The organism is Peribacillus sp. 05N428, assembly GCF_056397085.1.
Window position 1 is genome coordinate 23,135 of record NZ_JBFTMS010000016.1, and the last position, 25,180, is coordinate 48,314.

Consider the following 25,180-nt stretch of genomic DNA (forward strand, 5'->3'; position numbering starts at 1 on the left):
CTCTATTTTCATGCCGAAATCCAAGCTGTATCAGCCGGATTCTCCCGCCATTTTTTTAGCTTTTCCAATTCTTCTGCCGTGATGTACCCTTTATCATTAGCGACTTTTATCAAAGTAGAGTAGTCACTCAACGAATGGTTAATAATGCCCTCAGCTTCGAATTTTTCTTTTCCCTTTTCCAATTCGTAAGTAAAGATCGAAACGACTCCTAGAACATCACATCCAGCCTCTTTCAGCGCATTAACAGCAGTAATCACACTTCCGCCGGTTGAAATCAAGTCTTCTACAACCACCACTTTTTGTCCTGGAACTGCGCGGCCTTCGATTTGATTGCCCTTTCCGTGCTCCTTGGCTTTGGATCGAACATAGCACATCGGTGCATTTAATTTTTCACTCACCCAAGCTGCATGCGGAATGCCGGCAGTTGCTGTGCCTGCAATCAGTTCAGCCTCAGGGAAATGCTGTTCAATCAAACCTTTCAATCCTTCCGCTATTTCATTGCGAACCTCTGGGTATGAAAGGGTTAAGCGATTGTCACAATAAATGGGTGATTTAATTCCAGATGCCCAAGTAAAGGGGTCATTCGGCTGTAGGTACACTGCTTTTATTTCCAATAGATGTTCAGCTATCTTATTATTTAACATGATATTCCCTCCCAAGCTGCTTTCATATCCAAATACGCCCTTAATGGATCTGCCGCCCCCGTTATGGCTCTCCCTACAACGATGGCATCCGCTCCAAAATCCCTAGCTTGTTCAGGCGTGGCAATTCTCTTTTGATCATGCGTCTGTCCACCTGCACTTCGGATTCCTGGTGTGACGGTCAAGAATTCATGACCGATGCGTTCATGTATGTTCTTTACTTCATGGGTAGAACAGACGACGCCATCCAATCCTGCCTGTCTAGTAAGGTTTGCATAATGGAGGACCGAATCTTCCAGAGATCCGGCAATGTTTTGCTCAGCATTCATTTGTTCTTGTGACGTGCTCGTCAGTTGGGTAACCCCAATGCATAATGGTCGTTTTTTACCAGCGGACGTACCCTTATCCAGGCCTTCCATGGCTGCTTCCATCATCTTTTGTCCACCTGCTGCATGTACATTGACCATGTCAGCGCCTAAAGCTGCCAATCCGGTCATGGCCATTTTAACGGTGTTTGGAATATCATGAAGCTTCAAGTCCAAAAACACATCGTGACCTTGCTCCTTTACGAAAGAAACGATTGATGGACCATTCTGATAAAATAATTCCATCCCCACTTTTACAGCCAGTTTTTCCGAATGGAACTGTTTTAGGAATGTCTCCGTTTGAAGGAGGTCAGGGAAATCAAGAGCGATTATTAGTGACTGTTTCATTTTGCTTCCAGCTCCTTCCGGTACATTCTGAAATATGGTCAAATCCCAGCTCATCCAACAATTTCGGTAATTCTTCGATGATGGTCGGGCATACAAAGGGATCCACGAAGTTCGCGGTTCCCACCGCAACAGCACTGGCACCCGCATAGAAAAATTCAATGACGTCTTCCGCCGTAGCGATGCCGCCCATTCCGATTATTGGAATAGAAACTTGCTGGCTAACCTCATAAATCATCCGGAGCGCTACAGGTTTTATTGCAGGACCAGATAATCCACCCGTTCTGTTAGAAAGGATCGGTTTGCCCGTTTTTAAATCCAATCGCATGCCGACTAATGTATTTATCATTGTCAACCCGTCGGCCCCGCCATCTTCAACTGCTTTGGCCATATCCACAATATTACTGACATTCGGTGAAAGCTTCACATAGACTGGGACGGAAGATACTTCCTTTACCGCCTTGGTTACCTCTTTGGCAACTTCCGGTACCGTACCGAAAGCTATGCCTCCTTCTTTTACGTTCGGACAAGAGATATTCAATTCAAGTGCTTTCACATTCCCCGCCTTGCTTATTTCACTGGCAACTTTTACATAGTCATCTATTTGCGAACCTGCAACGTTGGCAATGATGGGAACATCATACCTACTTAGCCAGGCCAGTTCTTCACTGATGACCTTTTCCAAGCCTGGATTCTGCAGACCGATGGCGTTCAGCATTCCCGAAGAGGTTTCCGCAACACGCGGAGTTGGGTTGCCGAACCTCGGCTCAGGAGTGGTCGCTTTGATCATGATCGCCCCAAGAATATCCAAGTCGAAAAATTGACTGTATTCACGGCCAAATCCAAAGCACCCAGATGCTGGCATGACCGGGTTTTTCAAGTGTAATCCTGGTAATTCAACTGAAAGCCTGCTCATAATACCACCTCTCCTGCCCGGAATACGGGTCCATCGCTGCAAACCTTTTTATAACTGAAACCAGTTGGGTCATCCCCTGTATGACACACGCAAGCAAAGCATGCACCGATGCCGCATCCCATCCTTTCCTCAAGGGACAGGAAAAGCTTTTTCTCACGATAGCCCGATTCCAAGGCTCTTAACATTGGTGTAGGCCCGCATGAAAAGATCGTTGCAAACTCTTGCTCCAGATTGTCTATTACAGTTGTAACAAATCCTTTTGTCCCGTATGAACCATCCACCGTGGCAATATAGGTATCACCTAATTCACTGAATTCTTTTTCGTAAAAGATGGCTGACTTGGTTTGGAAGCCCAATACATGGATTACCGTAACACCTTTCGCAACCAACATTTGTGATAATTGATACAGGGGCGGGACACCAATCCCGCCGCCAACCAATAATGCCGTTTCACCCTGTTTAGCCTCATGAACGGGAAATCCGTTGCCAAGGGGTCCAAGGATATCGACCGCTTCCGCCTCTTTACGCTGCGATAACAGTGTCGTTCCTTTACCTTCAGCCCGGTATATCATCGTGAACTGTTTTTCACTGCTGTTGTAAGAAGAAATCGAAATCGGGCGTCTTAACAATGGCTCAGTGCCTTCTGTTGTCTTGACTTGGACAAACTGGCCTGGTTGATTCATCTCTGAAACCAATTCACCTTGCAGGGTAAGTTCAAAGATGGATGGGGCCAGTTCCTTATGATTTAACACCTTCATTCTTTCCTTCTTGATCATATATAGCTCACCTCACGACTTTTTTCCGTTTTTCCCATTGCTTCTGCCGAGAAGGTCATGGATTCTATCACTCTTAAAATGGCTTCTGCCGTATCAAGTGATGTTAGGCATGTCACTCCATTTTCAACCGATTCACGTCGGATTCTGAAACCATCCCGTGCCGGCTGCTTACCTTTTGTCAAAGTATTTATGACAAATTGCGCTTCCCCGTTCCGGATGACATCCAGCAGGTTTGTACCTTCTTCGCCAATTTTCCCGACAATTGCAGTCGGGATTCCTGATTGCTCCAATAGGGCAGCAGTTCCGCTGGTGGCTATCAGCTTGAAGCCGATATTATGGAAACGCCTTGCTAAAAGCAGCGCTTCTTGCTTATCTTTATCCGATATCGTCAATAACACCGAACCATGCCCCTTGATCTTGAAACCGGAAGCGACCAGCCCTTTATATAAAGCTTTTTCAAGGGTGCTATCTTTCCCCATTACTTCACCGGTCGATTTCATTTCAGGTCCGAGTGAGATGTCCACACCTCTTAATTTCGCAAATGAGAAGACCGGCACTTTCACATAGACCCCAGTTTGTTCTGGCACTAACCCCGATTTGTAACCTTGGCTTTCAAGCGTGTGGCCCAAGATGACCTTCGTGGCTAAGTTAGCCATCGGCACATTCGTAATTTTACTTAAGAATGGAACGGTTCGGCTGGAACGTGGATTTACTTCAATCACATACACTTCTTCATTGCTGATGACATATTGAATGTTCAAGAGACCAATTATATTCAAGCCTTTTGCCAATCGGGTCGTATAATCAATGATTACTTCTTTTTGTTTTTCGGTTAAGTTTTGTGGCGGATAGACTGCAATCGAGTCACCTGAATGGACGCCGGCGCGCTCAATATGCTCCATGATCCCAGGGATAACGACCGTTTCTCCATCGGAAATACCATCCACTTCGATTTCCTTACCCGTTAAGTAGCGGTCTATCAGGACAGGATGATCCGGATTTATTTTCACGGCATTTTTCATGTAATGCAGCAATTCTTCTTGTTTATAGACGATTTCCATCGCTCTTCCTCCGAGGACATACGATGGCCTTACTAAAACCGGGTACCCGATATCTTCAGCGATGATGATCGCTTCATCAACCGATGTTGCAGTTTTGCCCTTTGGCTGAGGGATGCCTAAATCCTTAAGTGCTTTTTCAAATTTATTTCGATTTTCCGCCCTATCCAGGTCTTCAAGTGAAGTACCAAGGATTTTCACTCCTCTTTCAACAAGACCATCTGCAAGGTTGATTGCTGTCTGTCCGCCAAACTGTACGATGACCCCTTCCGGTTTTTCCAAATCGATGACATGCATGACATCTTCAATAGTCAATGGTTCGAAATAAAGTTTGTCGGAGATACTGAAATCCGTCGAAACTGTTTCGGGATTGTTGTTGATGATGATCGCTTCATATCCCGCTTCCTTAATGGCCCATACCGAGTGTACGGTCGCATAATCAAACTCTACTCCTTGCCCGATCCGAATTGGGCCTGATCCCAGAACAATGACACTTTTCTTGTCAGTGACGATGGATTCATTCTCATCTTCGTATGTCCCATAAAAATACGGAGTTTCCGATTCGAATTCGGCAGCACATGTATCAACCATTTTGTAAACAGGGATGATTCCTTGCTGTTTCCGGTATTCATAGACATCAATTTCGGGAACTCCCCATATTTCTGCGATCGTTTTGTCAGAAAACCCTAGTTCTTTAGCCTTTTGCAATACTTCACAATCAAAAGAATGTTCTTTAAGCTGCTTTTCAAAGTCGATTATCTTTTTCAACTTATGCAAGAAGAATAAATCGATCTGGCTCCATTCGTGGATGGTTTCGATCGTTTTTCCCCTTCTTAACGCTTCACCGATATAGAATAACCGTTCATCTCCGGCTTTTCTGATCCGTTTCTCTATCTTTCCATCCTCAAACTCGTCATTCAAATTAAGATGGAATATACCCGCTTCAAGGGAACGCACAGCTTTTAAGATTGATTCCTCGAATGTACGGCCGATTGCCATGACTTCTCCGGTCGCTTTCATTTGGGTACCGAGCCTACGGTTGGCGCTTTCGAACTTATCGAAAGGCCAGCGCGGAATTTTCGTAACGACATAGTCCAGTGCCGGTTCAAAGCTGGCATAGGTTTTGCCAGTGACAGGGTTCATCATTTCATCGAGCGTCAAACCAACGGCTATCTTTGCTGCTAGCTTTGCAATTGGATACCCAGTCGCTTTTGAAGCAAGTGCCGAAGAACGGCTGACCCTTGGGTTCACTTCAATGACATAATATTGATAGCTGTTTGGATCTAGCGCAAGCTGAACATTACATCCACCTTCAATTTTCAAGGCGCGGATAATCTTCAAAGACGTATTTCGAAGCATTTGATACTCTCTGTCACTTAATGTTTGGCTTGGTGCCGCAACGATTGAATCGCCTGTATGGACACCGACAGGATCGAAGTTTTCCATATTACAAACAACTATTGCATTATCATTGGAATCACGCATCACTTCATATTCCACTTCTTTGAAACCGGCAATGCTCTTCTCAAGCAGACATTGGTGAACCGGGCTGCTTTTCAGGCCACCCTCAACGATCTCGATAAGCTGCTCTTCGTTATCACAAATCCCACCGCCTGTTCCGCCAAGCGTGAAGGCTGGACGAACAATGACCGGATAGCCGACTCGTTCAACGAATGTATAAGCTTCTTCCAGGTTATGAATAATGTCGCTGTCAGGCACTGGTTCCCCCAGATCGTTCATTAGCGTACGGAAAAGGTCACGGTCTTCCGCTTGTTGGATAGCCGAAAGTTTGGTCCCAAGAATTTGGACATTGCATTCTTCCAGGATTCCTGATTCGGCAAGCTCAACTGCCATGTTCAAGCCAGTCTGTCCGCCCAAGGTAGGTAACAGTGCATCCGGGCGCTCTTTACGAATGATTTTGCTGACAAATTCCAATGTGATCGGTTCGATATAAACCGCGTCAGCCATTTCAGTGTCTGTCATGATTGTCGCAGGGTTAGAGTTAATCAGGATCACTCGATAGCCTTCTTCTTTTAAGGCTATACACGCTTGGGTTCCTGCATAATCGAACTCGGCGGCCTGTCCGATGACGATCGGACCGGAACCAATTACTAGGATGCTTTTTATATCATTGCGTTTTGGCATGTTTTTTCCCCCTTGTTGGTTGCAGCTTCAATCATTTGTAAGAATTCATTGAATAAGTAGTTGGCATCTTCCGGACCTGGTGATGCTTCCGGGTGATATTGTACGGTGAAAGCTGGATACTTTTTATGGCGCAGACCTTCAATCGTATCGTCATTCAATGCTGTATGTGTCACAATAAGATCTGTACTTTCAATGGAAAGTTCTTCAACTGTATATCCATGATTTTGAGATGTGATGGATACCTTTCCGGTACGAAGGTCCCTAACTGGATGATTCGAACCTCGATGGCCGAATTTTAATTTTGCCGTATCCGCCCCGTTTGCAAGTGCGAATAATTGATGTCCTAAACAGATTCCGAATAACGGTACTTGCGTTTGGATTGTACGGATCATTTCGAGCGTCTCATGAACACTTTTCGGATCTCCAGGGCCGTTTGAAAGCATCACGCCATCCGGATGGTATTGCATCACTTCTTCGGCCGTGACGTTATAAGGTACAACCACGACATCACAGCCGCGCTTCGTCAACTCACGTAAAATCCCATGCTTCATGCCGTAGTCTACAAGAACAACCCGCGGGCCTCTGCCCGGGCTGGAATAAGGTGCTTTTGTTGAAACCTGTTTTACCTGATTAGAAGGAATCACTGTTGCCTTCAATTGGGAAACCACTTCACTTGCATCTTTATTGATATTGCAAAGCGCCCCTTTTAGTGCACCTGATTTCCTGATGATTCTTGTCAGCTTTCTCGTATCGATTCCGCTTATTCCAGGTATGTTCTTCATTTTCAGATATTCATCTAGTGATAATTGGTTTCGCCAGTTGGAAGGAAGTTCTGCTGTTTCCTTAACGACGAATCCTGCTATGGCTGGGTTGATGGATTCAAAGTCATCGCGGTTTATCCCGTAGTTCCCGATTAATGGATACGTAAGTGTAACGATTTGACCGCAATACGATGGATCGGATAGAATCTCTTGGTAACCGGTCATTCCTGTGTTAAAAACGACTTCACCTATTTTTTCTACGTCCCCGCCGAATGCTTCCCCAAGGAATACTGTCCCATCTTCTAAAATTAGCTGTCTTTTCATCCTTGAACACGTCCTTTTTCCCAAGCTATTTTTCCTTCTGCAATCGTCATGACTGGCCAGCCATAACATTTCTTTTCATTAAAAGGTGTATTTTTCCCTTTTGAAGCAAACTCTTCAGCATTGATTTCTTTTTCCGTTTCCAAATCGATGAGTACGATATCCGCAGTAGCACCTTCTTTTAGCTCTCCATAAGGAAGGGAGAAGCTTTCGGATGGTTTGATTGTCATGAAATCGATCAATTGCTTTAATGTTATGACGCCCTTTTTAACCAATTCGGTGTAAAGCAGCGGGAAGGCCGTTTCCAATCCTACGATTCCGAAAGGAGCCAGCTGCATTCCCTGCGCCTTTTCCTCTGCCGCATGCGGGGCATGGTCTGTTGCTATAAAATCGATGGTTCCATCAAGCAGCCCTTCAATCAACGCGTCCCGATCTTCACGGCCCCTTAATGGCGGGTTCATTTTATAATTCGTATCAAGTCCCGGTATATCATCTTCACACAATAATAAGTGATGCGGTGTTACTTCGGCGGTGACGCGGATACCTGCACGCTTTGCATCCCTTACCGTCCTTACCGATTCCTTAGTGGATATATGGCACACGTGATAATGGCAGTCTGCCGCTTCGGCAAGAAGGATATCCCGGGCGATATGTACAGCTTCACATACCGACGGAATTCCATTGATCCCCTGTTCTTTTGAGAATCTTCCTTCATGGACGGAGCCTTTATTGATTAAGCTATTGTCTTCACAATGAGCAACAATGGCCATATCTTGAGCTGCTGCCCGTTTCATCGCTTCCAGCATCATCCCGGCTTCTTGAATTCCTACGCCATCGTCTGTAAAGGCGAAAGCACCCGTTTGTTTTAGTGAAGCAAAGTCGGTCAGCTCCTTGCCAGCTTCCCTAATCGTAATGGATGCATATGGGAGTACCCTGACATGAGCCGTTTCTTCAATTTTCCTGTTAAGCGCTTCTAGGTTCTCCACTGTATCAGGAACTGGCCTAGTATTAGGCATCGCCGCTACCGTAGTGAAACCGCCTCTTGCCGCTGCAAGCGTTCCGCTTGCGATTGTTTCCTTATGTTCACCGCCCGGTTCGCGTAAATGGACATGCAGGTCAACAAGCCCAGGTGTAATCAGTAATCCTCCAGCGTCAACTACGTTACAATTTTCCGTCGCCAAGTCCTCGCCGATCTTTGTGATGACCTTGCCTTCTATCTCAATGTCCGCTTTTTTGAATGAGTTTTGATTATCTAGCAATACTCCATTTTTGATTACTGTTTTCATGGATGTTTCCCCCTTCGGTTTGTTCAAGCACATTTTTTAATACGGCCATTCTAATGAACACGCCATTTTCCATTTGTTTAAAAATTCTCGAGCGGCTGCATTCGACTAAATCACTGTCTATTTCAACACCGCGGTTTATTGGTGCAGGATGCATGATGATCGCATCCGGTTTCATATTTTTTTCACGTTGTTTGGTCAGGCCGAATTTTTCCAGGTAATCTCCATTTGCCTGATCGTATTTATCAATATGCCTTTCATGCTGTATTCTGAGCAGCATGACCACATCCGATGTAGCTACCGCATGATCGATGTCTTCATACCTTCCTAAACTGTTTGTTCTGTCAAACCATTCAGGCGGACCCGAAAATACGACATTCGCTCCTAAACGAGTCAGTGCTTCTGCATTCGATTTCGCAACCCGACTATGCCTTACATCACCGATTATCGCAATCTTCAGACCTTTGAAACTTTTAAACTCTTGTTTAATCGTCAATAAGTCCAGTAATGATTGGGTTGGGTGATTTCCGCAGCCATCCCCTGCATTGATTATTGGAATCCCGATCTTCTCATTCAATTCGTCAAAATAATTATCCTGTTCATGACGGATGATCAAGGCATTTACACCTATCGCTTCTAACGTTTTAACTGTGTCATATAAGGTTTCGCCTTTTAACACGGATGATGTACCCGCATCAAAAGGAATGACCTCAAGTCCCAATTTTCTTTCAGCCATTTCAAAGCTTGATTTTGTACGGGTACTTGGTTCAAAGAAGAGATTGGCAACTGTGGTCAGTTGCTTTGGAATCCAGTTGGTTCCGTTGGCAAAACACTCTGCCTCATGTAAAATCCCTTCAATCTCACTTATTGTCAATTCATTCATGGTCAATAATTTTTTCATCGATCCTGCTCCTCTCACATTTGTGATGCGGGGCATAAAAAACACCCCGCCATTAAGGACAGGGTGTAGGTCATAAAGATTGTGAGGACACGGAATGGTTTACACTTTTCTCCGTTCTCATTCATCTTTACAGCAACACCCTTTTAAGCCTCTCTGGACTTCTTTTAAAAGGTGATCTATTGTTTTGATGCAATATCTTATTTTCCAAATATATCTCCGGATATTTTTTCCCGGTCAGGAAGAATCAAGTTAAGAAGGATTCCTACGATGGCTGAAAGTGCCATTCCGGAAAGCGATACCGTTTCCGATAGTTGTACGAACGCTCCTCCGATTCCTAACACCAGGATGACTGAAGCTATCATCAGGTTTCTTTTCTTGTCAAAGTCGACCTTATTATCAATTAGCATCCTCAATCCACTTGAGGCGATGATACCGAAGAGCAAGATGGAAATGCCGCCCATCACAGCTGTAGGTATCGAGCTGATGACTGCTGAAATCTTACCGTTAAAGCCAAAGATGATTGCAGTCAATGCTGCCCCTCCGATGATATAGACACTGTACGCCTTCGTCATGGTCAGGACCCCAATATTTTCACCATACGAAGTCAGCGGCGGCCCACCGATGAAGGACCCAATCATGATTCCTGCGCCATCTCCTAAAATCGAGCGATGCAAACCTGGCTTTTCCAAAAAGTTTCTGCCGACTACTTTGCTCAGTACCATCTGGTGACCGATATGTTCTGATAAAGTTACGATGGCAACCGGTACCATGATGGCAATGACTTCCCATGAGAAGGTCGGTGTATAGGTTACATACGGAAACATGAATTCAGGCATTTCCCACCATTTTGCTGCCTTGATTGGTTCATAATCTATTATACCTGCTACAGCCGAACAGCCGTAGCCCACTAGGATTCCCATTAAAATGGGGATCAAGTTAATGAATCCCTTAAAGAATACGTTGCAGATGATTGTTACCGCTAAAGTGATCAGCGCTATAATTATATAAGTGACGCTGTATTTATCTTGCGGATCATACATTGCCATGTCCACTGCCGTTCCGGCAAGGCTTAATCCGATTACGATAATCACCGGACCAACCACAACCGGAGGAAGTATATTCATTAACCAGCTTAAACCGACTTTTTGGATGATCAAAGCTACAATCCCATATATGAACCCTGCCGCAAAACAGCCGATCATGGCCGCTTCCGGACCTCCCAAAGCCTTAGCCGCGATGATTGGCGTAATGAAAGCGAAAGATGAACCGAGATAAGCTGGTATCTGACCTTTCGTTATCAATAAGTACGAAAGTGTTCCCAACCCGCTTGAAACCAGTGCTACCGCCGGGCTTAAACCTACCAGGAATGGCACCAGCACCGTTGCGCCGAACATGGCGAACAAATGCTGGATGCTTAACGTAATCCACTGTCCAGCCTTTGGCACGTCCTCGACATCCAGTACGATGTCCCTTTTCATTTCTTCCATTTCCGTATCCCCCTCATGAAAATTCCATCAAAACTGTAAAAACCCTCTTTGCAGTATACAAAGAGGGTTTCTCAGAAGGTAAATGCCTATACATGGGCATAGCTCTTCTGATTGACTCCCCTTTGCCAGCCTCTCTGGACTGTCTTTAAAAGGGTAATATGAAATTTTCATGGTGTTTAGTTTTCTAATATAGTAACTTGATCTACTTGATCTACTTCTGTTAAAGTAACTGTAATTTTTTCAGATTGGGAAGTCGGAACGTTTTTACCGACGAAATCCGCGCGAATCGGCAGTTCCCTATGTCCCCTATCCACTAATACGGCAAGCTGGATCTGCGAAGGTCTTCCCAAATCCACCAGAGCATCCATTGCCGCTCTAACGGTTCTGCCTGTGAAAAGAACATCATCCACTAAAATCACTTTCTTGTCAGTGATATTGACCGGAATGTCCGAACCTTTTACGATGGGTTCCCCATCATTGGTCTTTTTCGAAAGGTCGTCGCGATAAAGTGTAATATCCAGTTCACCCAGCTCTATTTCCTTGCCTTCTATTTGATTGATGCGCTTTGCAAGTCGGTCAGCGAGGAAAATCCCGCGTGTACGTATCCCGATTAAGACGCAATCCTCAATCCCCTTATTTTTCTCAATGATTTCATGGGCAATCCTCGTCAAGGCTCTGCTAATGGCCTGCTCATCAAGTACTATGGCTTTCTCATTCAACACGTCGGCCACCCCGATTCTTTTTTCTGATAAGTCAATTTCAACAAAAAAATCCTCATGCCAAGAAGGCATGAGGATTTTATCGCCATGGGCATAATTATCCCACTTTGCGTATCCGTTTCCTTCTCAGTCTCTCTGAACTGTGTTAAAGGTTCTTATTAAGTTGTTATTATAATATATCAAAAAAATGAATTTGTCAATCCTTACTTCTACGTAATTGATTAATTAGATTTTCAAACTCCTCCGGAATCGGCGCTTCGAATTCCATATACTCATTTGTTCGTGGATGAATGAAACCTAGAAGACCGGCGTGTAACGCTTGTCCATCCAATTTCAGGGTCTTTTTCGGACCATATTTCGGATCTCCCGCCAGTGGGAAGCCAATGTATTTCATATGAACACGGATTTGATGTGTCCTTCCTGTTTCAAGCTGGCATTCCACCAAAGTGAAATCTTTGAAGCGTTCGATGACACGGAAATGCGTGACGGCATTTTTGGCATTCGAATCTGTGACAGTCATGCTTTGGCGATCTTTTTTATCGCGGCCGATCGGTGCATCGATCGTTCCAAAATCATGAGGGATCACACCATGAACTACAGCTTGATACTTACGGGTAACCGTTTTGTCAACGAGCTGCTGTACCAGTTTCTCATGTGCCATATCATTTTTGGCAACCATCAATAGCCCTGATGTATCTTTGTCGATCCGATGGACGATTCCAGGACGCATGACACCGTTGATTCCAGAAAGATCCTTGCAGTGAGCCATCAATCCATTTACAAGCGTGCCAGATACATGTCCCGGTGCCGGATGGACGACCATACCGCTCGGTTTATTAACCACGAGTACATCTGCATCTTCATAATAGATATCCAAATCCATTTCCTCTGCTACCGCATCCAATTCCTCAAGTTCTGGAATCGTCACTTCGATTGTATCGCCAGGAACGGCTTTGTAATTCGTCTTAATAACCGCGCCATTTACCAAAACGTGATCTTCCTTGATCCATTGCTGGACTTGCGTGCGAGACCATTCCTCATTTAAAGTGGAAAGGGCCTTATCAATCCTAACTCCTTTTAGTGTTTCATCGATGCTGTATAACCTTTTATCCATTATCTTTCTCCTTAGCGTTTTTTTCTTCTAAAAACATATGAATCACGAGCAGTCCGACACCAATTGAAAGCGCAGCATCAGCAACATTAAATACCGGGAAACTATAGCTGAAAATATAGGTATGAACGAAATCCACTACTTCCTGACGAGCAACACGATCGATGAAATTACCAATCGCACCGCCTAGCATGAGACCAAGTGCAACTCCGAGTAAAATGCTTTCCTTCGCCATTTTCTGAATATAATAGACAAGTCCAATAATGACAGCGATGGTGATGATGTAGAAAAACCACATTTGACCTTGTAGAATTCCCCATGCTGCCCCACGATTACGATGCGAGGTGATATATAGAAGGTTTTCAATAATTTCAATGCTTTCTCCGTACTCCATTTTTTTCACAATCATCCATTTTGTCAGCTGATCGAGAGCTATGACCAAAAGGGCAATCAAATAATAAAACACATTTTTTCCCCCAAACTAATCAAATCTTCACTTTTGAATTGTAGCATAAACTAGAAATAATGACTAATCCGAAAAACAGAAGTCCGCTAACTGTTCCTTAAGAATATCGGAAGATTGGACAAAGGCAAAATTCCCGATTGGGGTTTTAGCTTTCATTCACACAAAAAAGCCGGCCCTTCATATAGGGACCGGCTTTTTTGCAGGAATTATTGATTCACGTAATGTTCTTTCACGACTGTAGCACAACGCGGGCAAAGTGTTGGATGATCCTCCACTTGACCTACTTCCTTCGAAACATTCCAGCAACGTTCACACGTTTCACCTTCTGCTTTTGTAACAAGGATTGCTATATCCTCAAGTTTAACCGCTTCGGCTGGGGCACTTGCCACATCTCCAGCGATTTCAAATTCAGATACGATGAATAGCTGTTCAAAGCTTTCCTTGATGCCATCAAGCAGGTTTTTCGTTTCTTCATTAACATATACCGTCACTTTAGCATTCAGTGATTTTCCGATGACCTTCTGGTTACGGGCTTCTTCCAATGCTTTCAGAACATTATCACGGACATCCATGAACGCCGTCCATTTTGCTTCAATGACTTCAGCATCATCAATGGAAATTTCTTCAGGCATCAATGTCAACTGTACACTTTCTTCCGTTACACCCGGAATGAACGCCCATACTTCATCAGCTGTATGAGAGAGGATCGGTGATACCAATTTAGTCAAGCTGACCAATGATTCGTAAAGGACCGTTTGAATGGCCATACGCTCTTTCCCATTTGGTGCTTCACAATAAAGAATGTCTTTTGCATAATCAAGGTAGAACGAACTTAAATCCTGTGTACAGAAATTATTGACCATATTATAAATGGTAGCAAACTCATAATTTTCATAACTTAGCTTCGACTGTTTGATCAGTTTATTTAATTTAACCAGCATGTATCGATCGACTTCAGGCAATTCTTGAACAGCCACTTTATCGGTCTTAGGATTGAATCCATCCAAGTTCCCCAACAGGAAGCGGAAAGTATTACGAATCTTACGGTAAACTTCCGAAACTTGTTTTAAAATAGGATCGGAAACCCTGACATCCGATTGGTAATCCACCGAAGCTACCCAAAGGCGTAAGATATCTGCACCCAGTTGGTTCATGACCTTGGATGGCAGTACAACATTCCCAATCGACTTACTCATTTTACGGCCTTCGCCATCCAATGCGAACCCGTGGCTAAGTACACCTTTATATGGTGCTTTGCCTGTAACGGCAACGCTCGTTGAAAGTGATGAGTTAAACCAGCCGCGATATTGATCGGACCCTTCTAAATAAAGGTCAGCAGGGCGTTGCAAGTCGTCTCTTTCTTCAAGTACCGCTTGATGAGAAGAACCGGAATCGAACCATACGTCCATGATATCCGTTTCTTTCGTGAAGATACCATTCGGGCTGCCTTCATGTGTATAGCCCTCAGGCAGAAGATCTTTCGCTTCACGCTCAAACCAGATGTTTGAACCGTGTTCGCGGAATAGGTTTGAAATATGGTCGATGGTTTCATCCGTAATGATCGGCTCGCCATTTTCTCCATAAAACACTGGAATTGGCACGCCCCAAGCGCGTTGGCGGGAAATACACCAATCCCCACGGTCACGGACCATATTGAATAGGCGCGTTTCGCCCCAAGCCGGTACCCATTTCGTTTCTTCAATCGCTTCCAGAAGTTCATTGCGGAAGTCCTTGATTGACGCGAACCATTGTGCTGTTGCACGGAAGATCGTTGGCTTCTTCGTCCGCCAGTCATGTGGATAAGAGTGCGTGATGAACGTCAAGTTCAATAACGCGCCTGCTTCAGTTAATTTTTCGGTAATCGGTTTATTCGCTTGATCATAAAATAATCCGGCAAATTCCCCTGCTTCTTCCGTCATGACCCCTTTTTCATCTACAGGACAAAGTACGTCCAAGCCATATTTTTGCCCAATGATAAAGTCATCTTCACCATGACCTGGCGCAGTATGAACACAGCCCGTTCCAGCTTCAGTCGTTACGTGCTCACCTAACATCACTAAAGATTCACGGTCATAAAGAGGATGTTTGGCAACAGCACGGTCCAACTCGCTCCCTTTTACTGTTTTATGGATGGACGGGTTTTCCCAGCCTAATGTTTCCGTAACCGATTCAAGCAGTGCCTCAGCAATTAAGAATTTTTCATTTTCGACAGCCACTACTACATAATTTAATTGCGGATGCAATGAGATACCAAGATTAGCCGGAATCGTCCATGGAGTTGTCGTCCAGATGATGATCTTGACGCCTTCATCAATTACACCTTTGCCATCTGTGACTTCAAAAGCAACATAGATCGAAGCAGAGCGTTTGTCTTGATATTCGATTTCAGCTTCGGCTAGCGCTGATTCACTTGAAGGGGACCAGTAAACAGGTTTTTTCCCTTTATAAATGTAGCCTTTTTTCGCCATTTCACCGAATACCTTGATTTGCTGTGCTTCATATTCAGGCTTCAATGTGATATAAGGATTTTCCCAATCACCACGGACCCCTATTCTCTTAAACTGCTCACGTTGATTGTCAATCTGGCCATAAGCATACTCTTCACAAAGCTTTCTGAATTCGGCAACGCTCATTTCTTTCCGTTTCACGCCTTTTTTCGTCAATGCCGTTTCGATTGGAAGCCCATGTGTATCCCAGCCAGGTACATACGGTGCTTGAAAACCGCTCATCGATTTAAATCGGACAATAAAATCCTTTAAAACCTTATTCATTGCATGGCCCATGTGGATATCGCCGTTGGCATATGGAGGTCCATCATGCAAAATGAATAAAGGACGTCCTTCCGTTTGTTCTTGCACTTTTTTATAGATGTTCATTTCTTTCCATTTTTCTTGGATTTCCGGTTCACGCTTCGGCAAATTCCCCCGCATTGGAAATTCAGTTTTAGGCATCAATAAGGTATCTTTGTATTCCATCATAAAATCCTCCATCCGTCTTTTAAAAAAATTCATTCGAACCGATGACTTGATATCCGGCCAAAATAAAAAGCCCTCTCATCCCTAAAAAAGGGACGAGAAAGCTTTGCTTCCCGCGGTACCACCCTGGCTAGAAAGATTCACGAAGTGAATCCAACCTCTCGAGCATTCGTAACGTGAATGAAACGCTTCATTTACTTACTGCAAAAGCAGGTTCAACTCAGAACTCAAGGGTGATCTTCAATATCTTCGCTTATTCCGGGCTTTCACCATCCCCGGTTCGCTAAAAATAAGTGTGTGAAGAATTTACTTTCCCTGTCATCGTCTAATTTCATAATGAATTGTATTGTTAAAAAATTATATGCGAAAAAAGTGTTCAAAGTCAAGGAATCGTTTAAATTTCCTCTTCCACTCTCTCATTTAATTCTATTTCAGTCGCATCCACTTCATAATCCAGAAGATGGTCCCAATCGTCATTGTCCAGCAAATCCAGCTGTGCACCGACAAGCATTTTGAAACGTGTCCGGAATACTTTGGATTGTTTTTTCAAATCTTCAATATCCATCGCTATTTTCCTTGCTTTCACAAGTGACTCATTTACGATCCTGTCAGCATTTTTCTCTGCTTCCTTTATGATCAGTTTCGCTTCTTTTTGGGCATTGCGCCTTAATTCTTCGGCTGCTTCCTGAGCGACAATAATCGACTTGTTAAGTGTACCCTCAATTGTCGTAAAATGTCCCAAACGATCGAAAGTCTCGTTCAGTTTATCTTCAAGTTCCTTCTTCTCCCTCAAAATCAGTTCATAATCTTTAATGACCTGGTCGAGAAATTCATTTACTTCATCTTCATCATACCCTCGAAATACTTTGTTAAATTCCTTGTTATGTATATCTATCGGGGTTAAGGGCATTACGGCACCTCCAGAACGGTTTCTACTCTAGTATGTTAAAACTCTATATTCGACAATAAATTTATGATTCCTGCTTTTTCTTGAATTATTTTTGTCTGCCTAACGAGATTCTCCACTTATCCTTCTTGGTTTTCCCATCGATTGAAGTTATTTTACATCTTCCAAAACCTCTGATGGAAAGTGTGTCACCCTCACGGCATTCTTCCGAGACGTTTTCCGTTTGCTTGAAATTCACCTTTACTTTTCCTGACGTTATCAAGGACTGGGTTTTTTGACGGGACAAATTCAGGACGGCCGATAGCACACTGTCAAGCCTAAGAGAACTGACGGTGGTTACTTGCTCTTCCCATTTTTCCTTAACTTGGACGATATTCTCGATTGGAAGCCGTTTGATGGAAACGGAAGCATTCCCTATTTTCTCCAGATTCCCAGTGAGATATGAATCCATCTCTTCGGCAGCTATAAATTGAATATGCTCTTCCGTCACTATTATATCACCAAATTTTTCACGTTTTACCCCTAGTGACATCAAGGTTCCAAGTATTTGCCTATGTTCAAGCGTTACAAATTTTTTTGGATAGGAGATATCGTATAAGGAGATATTGAAATCAGATGGTTCAGGAGAGTAATAATCAGGGAAAATGAGCACACGTTTTCGCTCTACGAAATCGCTCCCGCCATTGAATTGCAGTTTCGCTTCCGGATCATTCCCTATTAAGGAAGTAAGGATTTCCTGCTGACGCGGATCAAGAAAATCAGATAGTTTCGGAGCGTAGGAATGTTTAACTTGATCAATCCAATTCATAGCCTGGTCGATAAAATCTTTTTCCTCCGGCCTGAAATGCTGATAAATACTCATGATTGAATAAATGCTCCTTAGTTATCAAATTAATGGTCGATCATAAGGAATTGATTGAACTCATTCTGGCGTTGCAACTACACAGCGGAAATGTTCCGACTGTGTAGTAATATGCATGTCAGGTTAATTGTTGATCATCCAATTAATGTCTGTAAGTAATAAATTCCATAACCGCTGGCAAAATTAAGAACCAGCAAGGCCACAAGAGGTGAAAGATCAATCATGCCAAGTGGCGGAATGAACTTTCTGAACGGTTCTAAATACGGTTCGCAAATTTTTTCCAAAAATTGACCGATTGATGTCTCCCTTGCATTGGGGAACCATGACATCAATATGTAAACGATTAATGCCATTGAATAAATTTCAATTAAATAATATAAACCCTGAAGCACTAGACCCATTAACCATTACCACCTCGCTTCTTCGTACTCCTCTTCGGCGGCGAAGCCGGTAATATTACCGGAAACATCGACGTTGTCCGGGGTACATAAGAATATATCTGTTCCGATTTTTTGGATATCCCCGCTGATTGCATAGACAGTCCCACTTAGAAAATCGATGATTCGCTTTCCTTGGTCATGCTGGATTCGTTGAAGGTTCACGACTACTGCGCGCCTGTTTTTCAAATGATCAGCTACCTCCTGGGCTTCTGCATAAGCACGCGGCTCCAATAATACTACTTTAGAAGATTTCTGTACGCTTTGCAAACTTACGATATTCTGATTGGTATTATTCCCTGCAGAAGCGGACTGCTGCTGTTTAGCTGACTTCACGACTTTTGGTTCAGCCTCCTCTTCTTCCACCACTTCATCCCTGTACTCATACTCATCATCCAGCGCGAAATAAGATTTAAATTTTGATACGAACGACATCTTTAGCGTACCTCCTTAAAATTATTCGCCTACAAGTGCTGTACCAATCCGGATCATTGTAGCGCCTTCCTCAATGGCAATCATGAAATCATTGGACATACCCATGGACAATTCAGTACAGGGGGCATGCTTCAACTCCAAAGCTTGTACTTCGACCTGGATGCCTTTCAGTTTCCTGAAACATTCCCGCAAAATCCGTTCATCATCAGTCAATGGAGCCATCGTCATCAATCCTGCAACATTCACCTTATCAAAAGCAGATAACCCTTTGATGAAATCAATAGTCGCATCCGGATTCAGACCATGTTTTGATTCCTCACCAGATACATTCACCTGCACTAAACAGTTTATCGGCTCATTTGCGCGTTTTTGAATTTCTTCTGCCAAAGAAATGCGATCCAATGAATGGATATATGAAATTTTATCGATGACATTCTTAACTTTGCGTGTTTGCATGGAACCAATATAATGCCAGTTTGGCTTGTCCTTCAGCACTTCATATTTAGCCAATAGACCTTCGTCACGGTTTTCGCCCAAATCAAGTATTCCCGCTTCCAATGCTTCATTCGCCCTCTCGACCGAAACATATTTCGTCACTGCGATCAACTTTATCGCTTCACGGTCCCTACCACTATTTTCACATGCTATATTTATTTTTTCTTCGATGTTTTTTAAATTGTCCACTACTTTCACTGTTACTCTAAATCCTCCTTCCAACCGATAAAACTCATCAATCTGCCTGTCTTCCCGTTATCACGGCGATGTGAAAAAAACAATTCATGATCACAGCTTGTACAGTATGATGTAACGTCGATCTGACTATTTGGAATTCCTGATTTTTGAAGAATCAATGCATTAAGTTGCTTAAGGTCTAACTGATATTGTCCTTCACTGATTAAATTATAGGGCTTTTCGTCAATATCTACCAGCAAATTCTGCACTAAATCCATGACATAATCATCAACTACATAGCATTTCGAACAAATCGAAGGTCCAATAACAGCAAATATCTCACTTGCTTTTATACCCTCATTCAGCAATGCCTCAACCATTTTTCGTGCAATCCCATTAACCGTGCCCTTCCAGCCAGCATGTGCCACCCCAATCATACCATGTGCCGGAGCAAGAAAGTATAAGGGCACGCAGTCTGCATAGCAAAGGGTCAATAGAACGTTTGGGTCCTTCGTATAGAATCCATCAGTCGCTTTAAAGGCTGAATCATAATCCGCAGCACCTCTCCCGCAATCGCGGCTGGTAACCTGATGGATATTCGTTTCATGTGTCTGCTCGGCCCCTATCCATTCATTAAGCGGATACATCAGCTTATCGGCTATAATCCTGCGATTTCCCTGGACATCACCAAGTTTATCCCCGACATGAAAACCGGTATTCAATGTTTGAAATTCACCTGTACTGACTCCCCCATTTTTTGTGGTGAAGCCCGCTACGAGCTGGAGATTTTTTTGTCTCCAGCTGTCAATGAGCATATATTGGTCTTTTATTAAAACAAATGGCTCTTTCATGCTAAAAACCTCTTTATTTTTAGTCTAGTGTATCATATATTTGCGCCATGCACCTTTAAAAACGTTCATCTTTCAGTTCTCCTTGAAATACCGTCTGATGTTCAACAAGTATGACATCCGCACCGATTTTTTTTATTTTGCGCCATGGAATCACAATGTCTTGTTCTCTTCCAAAAAAACCCATTAATCGGGTACCATTTGAAACGACGATGGCCTCTATTTTCCCCGTGGCCGTATTTATTTCAAGGTCTGACATATTACCCAACTTCTTCCCATCCGCTATATTGACGATATCCTTTATTTGAAATTCTGAAATCCTGGTCACATCACTCAGCTCCTCAAAAATTCATCATAGATGAAGGTCCTATTCCTATGTATATGACAAGATGCGCTCAAGGATGAAGATTACGATAAATAAACGTCCCCGATTCACGATCCCTTCCGGAAGGGATTTTCAACAAAATAAAAAAGCCGCAATGGATAAGTAGCTATGAAGCGGGTATCGACATTTTTGCCCTGCCCGCTTCAGCTAACTTTTTCTCATGCTCAGCTTCTACTGTTGGATATTTTTATTCATTTGCTTGATTGCCGCTTTTTCCAAGCGGGAGACCTGTGCTTGTGAAATGCCGATTTCCTCGGCTACCTCCATTTGCGTCTTCCCTTGGAAAAACCGTTTGCGAAGGATCATTTTTTCCCGGTCATTCAACCGTCTCATGCCTTCATTTATAGCTATTTCATCAATCCAGGTACTATCTTTATTTTTTTCATCACTCAGTTGGTCGAGTACATAAATCGGATCCCCGCCATCATTATAAATCGGTTCAAAAAGTGAAACTGGATCTTGTATAGCATCTAGTGCAAAAACAATTTCTTCATGAGGTACTTCCAACACCTTGGCGATTTCTTCAGCTGTCGGCTCACGAAGGGTCTGGCTTATGAGCTTTTCTTTTACCTGCAAAGCTTTGTAAGCGATGTCTCTTAAAGAACGGGATACCCGAATCGGATTATTATCACGAAGATATCTTCTGATTTCTCCAATAATCATCGGTACAGCATACGTTGAAAACTTAACATTTTGACCTAGGTCAAAGTTATCTATCGACTTCATCAACCCTATACAGCCTACCTGAAATAGATCATCTACATACTCTCCCCGATTGTTGAAGCGTTGAATGACGCTTAGAACGAGTCGAAGATTCCCGTTTACCAGTTTCTCTCTTGCTGAAATATCGCCATCTTGCAGTTCTTTAAAGAGTTTTCTCATTTCTTCATTCTTTAAAACCGGTAATTTTGATGTATCCACACCGCAGATTTCAACCTTATTACGAGACAAAATTATTCCCTCCTCACAGGAGCGCTGTACAAAAAACAGTATTTCCGCGGGAGGAAAAAATATGCACATGGCTAGAACAGAAAATCCCGATTATTTTTCAATATAGCTACCGAAGTATTGATTTGATTGACATTCAAGCACTTTATTTTTTTACACCATTTTATTAAATTCTTTACGAAGCCTCTTAATAATCCGTTTTTCCAAACGCGAAATGTAAGATTGGGAAATGCCCAGCATGTCGGCAACGTCCTTTTGGGTTTTTTCTTCTCCTCCTGCAAGCCCAAAACGGAGTTCCATTATCTGTTTTTCACGTTCCGATAACTGTGTAAGTGCTTTTGTCAGCAACTTACGGTCAACGTTTGCCTCAAGGTCTTTCGTGATAATGTCATCATCCGTTCCCAGTACATCGGATAACAGAAGTTCATTTCCATCCCAATCAATATTCAGAGGTTCATCAAAAGAAACTTCAGAGCGGATCTTGTTATTTCTGCGTAAATACATCAATATTTCATTCTCGATGCATCTCGATGCATATGTAGCCAGTTTTATTTTCTTCTCAGGATTGAATGTATTCACAGCTTTGATCAAACCTATGGTACCTATGCTGATTAAATCTTCAATGTTGATGCCTGTATTTTCGAATTTCCTGGCAATATAAACAACCAGCCTTAAATTACGTTCAATCAAGATCGAGCGTGCAGCTTCATCGCCATTTGGTAATTTATTGATCAGTATTGCCTCTTCTTCCTTTGAAAGGGGCGGCGGCAGTGCCTCACTCCCTCCTATATAAAATATTTCGTCCGTTTTCAATCCGAGCTTGAACAATAGTTTGTACCAAAAGTAAGTAAGCCGAAGAATGAATTTCTTCAAAATAATTCTCCCTTCTAATAAACGGATTATGGGTCAAATTTAAGAGTGAATCGATGGTTCAGGAGGCAGTTTGCACCGGTATGCCGGTTAACATCTTCGGGTGAACGATAGATTGATAGCTATTGTCGGGAGAGAGTTGTTGAAAGGTAAACGAAATGAGACCCTGCTTGACATGAAATTCTTTTTCTCCTTGAACGATTTTAATATAATCCGGTTTGATTGCGGTTAACAGCTGATGTTCATGACCTACGACTTTATAAGGGATGACACGCATTCTTCCTGTCCATGAATATTCGGGCTGCACTTCCTGACTAATCAGGGTATCGGGGTTTTTAAAGAGCTCTAGCATATCATTCGGAATTCCTGTTTCCGCGCCTGAAAGAGAAATGATCATTACTGGGGAACGTGTAATCGGGTCATATAGTTGATTGCCGCTATCCACCAATCCATGAAACGTTCCTTCAAAGTCAGAAATTTTAACCGAGACCGAAACCATTTGTTCATGTGTAAGCTTGGTCATTTCCATCCCTTCTAGTGTTCGCTTGGAAAATTGCCATGCGAGCGGGAACCCGATCATGACGAATATCCAGCTGACAGGGTCGCCAAAACGATTGATTCCGGCATATTGACCAGGGTCCTTGGACACGATTTGGAATTCAAATAGGTAGTGAAGTCCCAGAAGGATTCCTCCCGATAAAAATGTCACAAAATATAAAGTGGCCACCGATTTCACGAATAGTTTTAACCTATTAAACCCAAAGGTTGCCAGCACCATGACCATGGATACTAAAATCTTCATGTATACCCGGTCGGCAATTGCATAAAAAGGAGTGAATGCCAATACGATAATGAAGGAACCAATCAATCCGCCGATGCATACCCGCCAAAGAGCTACCCTTCGTTTGAGAATGATTGCGGTCCAATATAAAAGGAGGCAGTCAAATAACCAATTCAATAACCAGATCACATCTAAATATAAAGTCACACCCTCCCCTCCTTATATGAACTAACCTTCCACTAGCAAAAAGTATAGCGTACCTGCCCTAAGAAAGTGTGTCACTTTTTGTACTGAAAACTTAAGAGTTTTTCAGTCATTTTTACCCTTTTTGTAGAAAATCAGCTATTGATATTTTCAATACTGTCTTAGAGACTATCCTGCTCCCTTTTACTGCTGTCGATTTATGTTATAAAAGTTTAATAATTTCCCTCTCATCTTTTTACATTAATGAATGGAAGTGAACAAAAGACGGAAGCTCCCTTCTGCCCAGGCAACATCCAGCACAATTCCGTCTAGGAATGCATTTTATTAACGACAAAAAACCGTCCCCAAATGGGAACGGCATATAACGTCGGTATTAACGGCGTCTGTTACGGTTACGGAGGAATGTTGGAATATCCAAAGCCTCATCACCTTGATTGGCATTACGTGCAGGCTGTTCATTGACTTCTTCCCTCTTCACTTCACGCTTCACGTTAGACTGTGGCGTTTGTTGTGTCTGAGGTCTTGATTGCTGCTGCTGTCCGAGTGTTGGACGTCCAGTAGGCCGAATTGAAGCTTCAACCTCGTTAAATCCTGTAGCAATTACCGTAACGACGATTTCGTCTTTAAGGTTTTCATTGATAACAGAACCAAAAATCATGTTGACGTCTTGATCGGATGCTGTAGCCACGATATCTGCCGCTTCCTGGACTTCAAAAAGACTTAGGTTCGTACCACCGGTAATATTCATCAGTACGCCTTGGGCGCCATCAATCGATGTTTCAAGCAACGGACTGGAAATGGCTTTTTTCGCCGCTTCCGCCGCACGGTTTTCCCCGGAGGAAATCCCGATTCCCATAAGAGCTGAACCTTTGTTGGACATGATCGTCTTCACATCGGCAAAGTCCAAGTTAATAAGACCTGGAACAGCAATTAAATCTGAAATCCCTTGTACACCTTGGCGAAGTACATTATCCGCTTCACGGAATGCTTCAAGCATTGGCGTGCTTTTATCGACGATTTCAAGGAGGCGGTCGTTCGGAATGACGATCAGTGTGTCAACCGATTCCTTCATGGATGAAATGCCGCCTTGTGCCTGTGTTGCACGTTTTCGGCCTTCGAAAGTAAATGGACGTGTAACTACACCCACTGTAAGGGCTCCTAGATCTTTAGCAATGCCCGCTATGACAGGAGCTGCCCCCGTTCCCGTACCGCCGCCCATTCCAGCCGTTACGAATACCATATCGGCACCTTTAAGCGCTTCTTCAATCTGCTCTTTGCTTTCTTCAGCAGCTTTTTTTCCTACCTCTGGATTGGCACCTGCACCCAAACCACGTGTAAGCTTCCCACCGATTTGCATTTTGATTTCTGCTTTTGATAGATTAAGAGCCTGTGCGTCAGTATTGACAGAAATAAACTCAACACCCTGTACACCATGCTCGATCATTCTGTTTACCGCATTGTTTCCGCCGCCGCCAACACCTATTACTTTTATCGTTGCTAATTGTTCTAGATTAGAATCAAACTCCAACATGACAATCCTCCTATTTTGACGAAATTCCCG

At 43.2% G+C, this 25,180-nt stretch carries 24 protein-coding genes; all 24 read right to left on the reverse strand.

Going from position 1 to position 25,180, the window contains the following annotated elements; all coding sequences use genetic code 11:
* Nucleotides 1-8: 8 nt before the first annotated feature.
* Nucleotides 9-644 carry an orotate phosphoribosyltransferase gene (pyrE, locus tag AC1DIV_RS15820; protein WP_034313822.1) on the reverse strand — a complete coding sequence of 212 codons (636 nt, stop codon included), beginning with the start codon at nucleotides 642-644 and terminating at the stop codon, nucleotides 9-11.
* Entirely contained in the window at nucleotides 638-1,354 is a 717-nt protein-coding gene (gene pyrF / locus AC1DIV_RS15825; protein WP_048684626.1) for an orotidine-5'-phosphate decarboxylase, read from the reverse strand. The genes pyrE and pyrF overlap by 7 nt, the downstream gene beginning before the upstream one ends.
* Nucleotides 1,326-2,267, reverse strand: a complete 942-nt coding sequence (locus AC1DIV_RS15830) for a dihydroorotate dehydrogenase (RefSeq protein ID WP_063591681.1) — start codon at nucleotides 2,265-2,267, stop codon at nucleotides 1,326-1,328. The genes pyrF and AC1DIV_RS15830 overlap by 29 nt, the downstream gene beginning before the upstream one ends.
* Nucleotides 2,264-3,043 (reverse strand): dihydroorotate dehydrogenase electron transfer subunit, encoded by a 780-nt coding sequence (locus AC1DIV_RS15835; RefSeq protein ID WP_054396938.1) that lies wholly within the window; start codon nucleotides 3,041-3,043, stop codon nucleotides 2,264-2,266. Before AC1DIV_RS15835 ends, AC1DIV_RS15830 begins: the two co-directional genes overlap by 4 nt.
* Complete coding sequence (carB, locus tag AC1DIV_RS15840) at nucleotides 3,040-6,246, reverse strand: carbamoyl-phosphate synthase large subunit (RefSeq protein ID WP_053534349.1); 3,207 nt, start codon at nucleotides 6,244-6,246, stop codon at nucleotides 3,040-3,042. The genes AC1DIV_RS15835 and carB overlap by 4 nt, the downstream gene beginning before the upstream one ends.
* The gene (locus AC1DIV_RS15845; RefSeq protein WP_048684617.1) at nucleotides 6,225-7,331 is read right to left on the reverse strand and encodes a carbamoyl phosphate synthase small subunit; all 1,107 of its coding nucleotides are present in this window, start codon (nucleotides 7,329-7,331) and stop codon (nucleotides 6,225-6,227) included. Before AC1DIV_RS15845 ends, carB begins: the two co-directional genes overlap by 22 nt.
* Nucleotides 7,328-8,614 carry a dihydroorotase gene (locus AC1DIV_RS15850; protein ID WP_340875675.1) on the reverse strand — a complete coding sequence of 429 codons (1,287 nt, stop codon included), beginning with the start codon at nucleotides 8,612-8,614 and terminating at the stop codon, nucleotides 7,328-7,330. The genes AC1DIV_RS15845 and AC1DIV_RS15850 overlap by 4 nt, the downstream gene beginning before the upstream one ends.
* Complete coding sequence (locus tag AC1DIV_RS15855) at nucleotides 8,577-9,512, reverse strand: aspartate carbamoyltransferase catalytic subunit (RefSeq protein ID WP_323599229.1); 936 nt, start codon at nucleotides 9,510-9,512, stop codon at nucleotides 8,577-8,579. Before AC1DIV_RS15855 ends, AC1DIV_RS15850 begins: the two co-directional genes overlap by 38 nt.
* 197 nt (nucleotides 9,513-9,709) lie before the next feature.
* Entirely contained in the window at nucleotides 9,710-10,999 is a 1,290-nt protein-coding gene (locus AC1DIV_RS15860; RefSeq protein ID WP_081088559.1) for a solute carrier family 23 protein, read from the reverse strand.
* Between the two features lie 176 nt (nucleotides 11,000-11,175).
* Complete coding sequence (gene pyrR / locus AC1DIV_RS15865) at nucleotides 11,176-11,718, reverse strand: bifunctional pyr operon transcriptional regulator/uracil phosphoribosyltransferase PyrR (protein WP_048684666.1); 543 nt, start codon at nucleotides 11,716-11,718, stop codon at nucleotides 11,176-11,178.
* 196 nt (nucleotides 11,719-11,914) lie between these two features.
* Nucleotides 11,915-12,832: an RluA family pseudouridine synthase gene (locus AC1DIV_RS15870; protein WP_034313849.1), complete on the reverse strand. Its 918-nt coding sequence runs from the start codon at nucleotides 12,830-12,832 to the stop codon at nucleotides 11,915-11,917.
* Nucleotides 12,825-13,295 (reverse strand): signal peptidase II, encoded by a 471-nt coding sequence (gene lspA / locus AC1DIV_RS15875; RefSeq protein WP_034313851.1) that lies wholly within the window; start codon nucleotides 13,293-13,295, stop codon nucleotides 12,825-12,827. The genes AC1DIV_RS15870 and lspA overlap by 8 nt, the downstream gene beginning before the upstream one ends.
* A gap of 206 nt (nucleotides 13,296-13,501) precedes the next feature.
* A complete protein-coding gene (gene ileS, locus AC1DIV_RS15880) occupies nucleotides 13,502-16,270 on the reverse strand; it encodes an isoleucine--tRNA ligase (protein WP_340878484.1) in 2,769 nt (922 codons plus the stop codon).
* A gap of 394 nt (nucleotides 16,271-16,664) precedes the next feature.
* Nucleotides 16,665-17,180: a DivIVA domain-containing protein gene (locus tag AC1DIV_RS15885; RefSeq protein ID WP_034313857.1), complete on the reverse strand. Its 516-nt coding sequence runs from the start codon at nucleotides 17,178-17,180 to the stop codon at nucleotides 16,665-16,667.
* A gap of 85 nt (nucleotides 17,181-17,265) precedes the next feature.
* Complete coding sequence (locus AC1DIV_RS15890) at nucleotides 17,266-18,039, reverse strand: YlmH family RNA-binding protein (protein ID WP_048684605.1); 774 nt, start codon at nucleotides 18,037-18,039, stop codon at nucleotides 17,266-17,268.
* 134 nt (nucleotides 18,040-18,173) lie between these two features.
* On the reverse strand, nucleotides 18,174-18,440 hold the full coding sequence (locus AC1DIV_RS15895; RefSeq protein ID WP_034313862.1) for a YggT family protein: 267 nt from the start codon (nucleotides 18,438-18,440) through the stop codon (nucleotides 18,174-18,176).
* Nucleotides 18,441-18,446: 6 nt separating this feature from the next.
* Entirely contained in the window at nucleotides 18,447-18,911 is a 465-nt protein-coding gene (locus AC1DIV_RS15900; protein ID WP_034313864.1) for a cell division protein SepF, read from the reverse strand.
* Nucleotides 18,912-18,932: 21 nt separating this feature from the next.
* Entirely contained in the window at nucleotides 18,933-19,604 is a 672-nt protein-coding gene (locus tag AC1DIV_RS15905) for a YggS family pyridoxal phosphate-dependent enzyme (protein ID WP_340875668.1), read from the reverse strand.
* 2 nt (nucleotides 19,605-19,606) lie between these two features.
* Nucleotides 19,607-20,434 (reverse strand): peptidoglycan editing factor PgeF, encoded by an 828-nt coding sequence (gene pgeF, locus AC1DIV_RS15910; RefSeq protein WP_477576849.1) that lies wholly within the window; start codon nucleotides 20,432-20,434, stop codon nucleotides 19,607-19,609.
* Between the two features lie 55 nt (nucleotides 20,435-20,489).
* Complete coding sequence (locus tag AC1DIV_RS15915; RefSeq protein WP_034313870.1) at nucleotides 20,490-20,759, reverse strand: YlmC/YmxH family sporulation protein; 270 nt, start codon at nucleotides 20,757-20,759, stop codon at nucleotides 20,490-20,492.
* 228 nt (nucleotides 20,760-20,987) lie between these two features.
* Nucleotides 20,988-21,767 (reverse strand): RNA polymerase sporulation sigma factor SigG, encoded by a 780-nt coding sequence (gene sigG, locus AC1DIV_RS15920; RefSeq protein ID WP_034313871.1) that lies wholly within the window; start codon nucleotides 21,765-21,767, stop codon nucleotides 20,988-20,990.
* A 150-nt stretch (nucleotides 21,768-21,917) separates the two neighbouring features.
* Nucleotides 21,918-22,637, reverse strand: coding sequence for an RNA polymerase sporulation sigma factor SigE (gene sigE / locus AC1DIV_RS15925; protein WP_034313874.1), 720 nt, complete (start codon nucleotides 22,635-22,637; stop codon nucleotides 21,918-21,920).
* 58 nt (nucleotides 22,638-22,695) lie between these two features.
* Complete coding sequence (spoIIGA, locus tag AC1DIV_RS15930; RefSeq protein ID WP_034313877.1) at nucleotides 22,696-23,622, reverse strand: sigma-E processing peptidase SpoIIGA; 927 nt, start codon at nucleotides 23,620-23,622, stop codon at nucleotides 22,696-22,698.
* A gap of 370 nt (nucleotides 23,623-23,992) precedes the next feature.
* Nucleotides 23,993-25,150, reverse strand: coding sequence for a cell division protein FtsZ (ftsZ, locus tag AC1DIV_RS15935; RefSeq protein ID WP_034313879.1), 1,158 nt, complete (start codon nucleotides 25,148-25,150; stop codon nucleotides 23,993-23,995).
* Nucleotides 25,151-25,180: the final 30 nt, after the last annotated feature.

What these genes read in the sequence shown, in the direction of transcription:
- pyrE (WP_034313822.1), bottom strand. Translation starts at nt 644, where the DNA reads ATGTTAAATAATAAGATAGCTGAACATCTATTGGAAATAAAAGCAGTG.
- pyrF (WP_048684626.1), bottom strand. Translation starts at nt 1,354, where the DNA reads ATGAAACAGTCACTAATAATCGCTCTTGATTTCCCTGACCTCCTTCAA.
- AC1DIV_RS15830 (WP_063591681.1), bottom strand. Translation starts at nt 2,267, where the DNA reads ATGAGCAGGCTTTCAGTTGAATTACCAGGATTACACTTGAAAAACCCG.
- AC1DIV_RS15835 (WP_054396938.1), bottom strand. Translation starts at nt 3,043, where the DNA reads ATGATCAAGAAGGAAAGAATGAAGGTGTTAAATCATAAGGAACTGGCC.
- carB (WP_053534349.1), bottom strand. Translation starts at nt 6,246, where the DNA reads ATGCCAAAACGCAATGATATAAAAAGCATCCTAGTAATTGGTTCCGGT.
- AC1DIV_RS15845 (WP_048684617.1), bottom strand. Translation starts at nt 7,331, where the DNA reads ATGAAAAGACAGCTAATTTTAGAAGATGGGACAGTATTCCTTGGGGAA.
- AC1DIV_RS15850 (WP_340875675.1), bottom strand. Translation starts at nt 8,614, where the DNA reads ATGAAAACAGTAATCAAAAATGGAGTATTGCTAGATAATCAAAACTCA.
- AC1DIV_RS15855 (WP_323599229.1), bottom strand. Translation starts at nt 9,512, where the DNA reads ATGAAAAAATTATTGACCATGAATGAATTGACAATAAGTGAGATTGAA.
- AC1DIV_RS15860 (WP_081088559.1), bottom strand. Translation starts at nt 10,999, where the DNA reads ATGGAAGAAATGAAAAGGGACATCGTACTGGATGTCGAGGACGTGCCA.
- AC1DIV_RS15870 (WP_034313849.1), bottom strand. Translation starts at nt 12,832, where the DNA reads ATGGATAAAAGGTTATACAGCATCGATGAAACACTAAAAGGAGTTAGG.
- ileS (WP_340878484.1), bottom strand. Translation starts at nt 16,270, where the DNA reads ATGGAATACAAAGATACCTTATTGATGCCTAAAACTGAATTTCCAATG.
- AC1DIV_RS15885 (WP_034313857.1), bottom strand. Translation starts at nt 17,180, where the DNA reads ATGCCCTTAACCCCGATAGATATACATAACAAGGAATTTAACAAAGTA.
- AC1DIV_RS15890 (WP_048684605.1), bottom strand. Translation starts at nt 18,039, where the DNA reads ATGAGTATTTATCAGCATTTCAGGCCGGAGGAAAAAGATTTTATCGAC.
- AC1DIV_RS15895 (WP_034313862.1), bottom strand. Translation starts at nt 18,440, where the DNA reads ATGGGTCTAGTGCTTCAGGGTTTATATTATTTAATTGAAATTTATTCA.
- AC1DIV_RS15900 (WP_034313864.1), bottom strand. Translation starts at nt 18,911, where the DNA reads ATGTCGTTCGTATCAAAATTTAAATCTTATTTCGCGCTGGATGATGAG.
- pgeF (WP_477576849.1), bottom strand. Translation starts at nt 20,434, where the DNA reads ATGAAAGAGCCATTTGTTTTAATAAAAGACCAATATATGCTCATTGAC.
- ftsZ (WP_034313879.1), bottom strand. Translation starts at nt 25,150, where the DNA reads ATGTTGGAGTTTGATTCTAATCTAGAACAATTAGCAACGATAAAAGTA.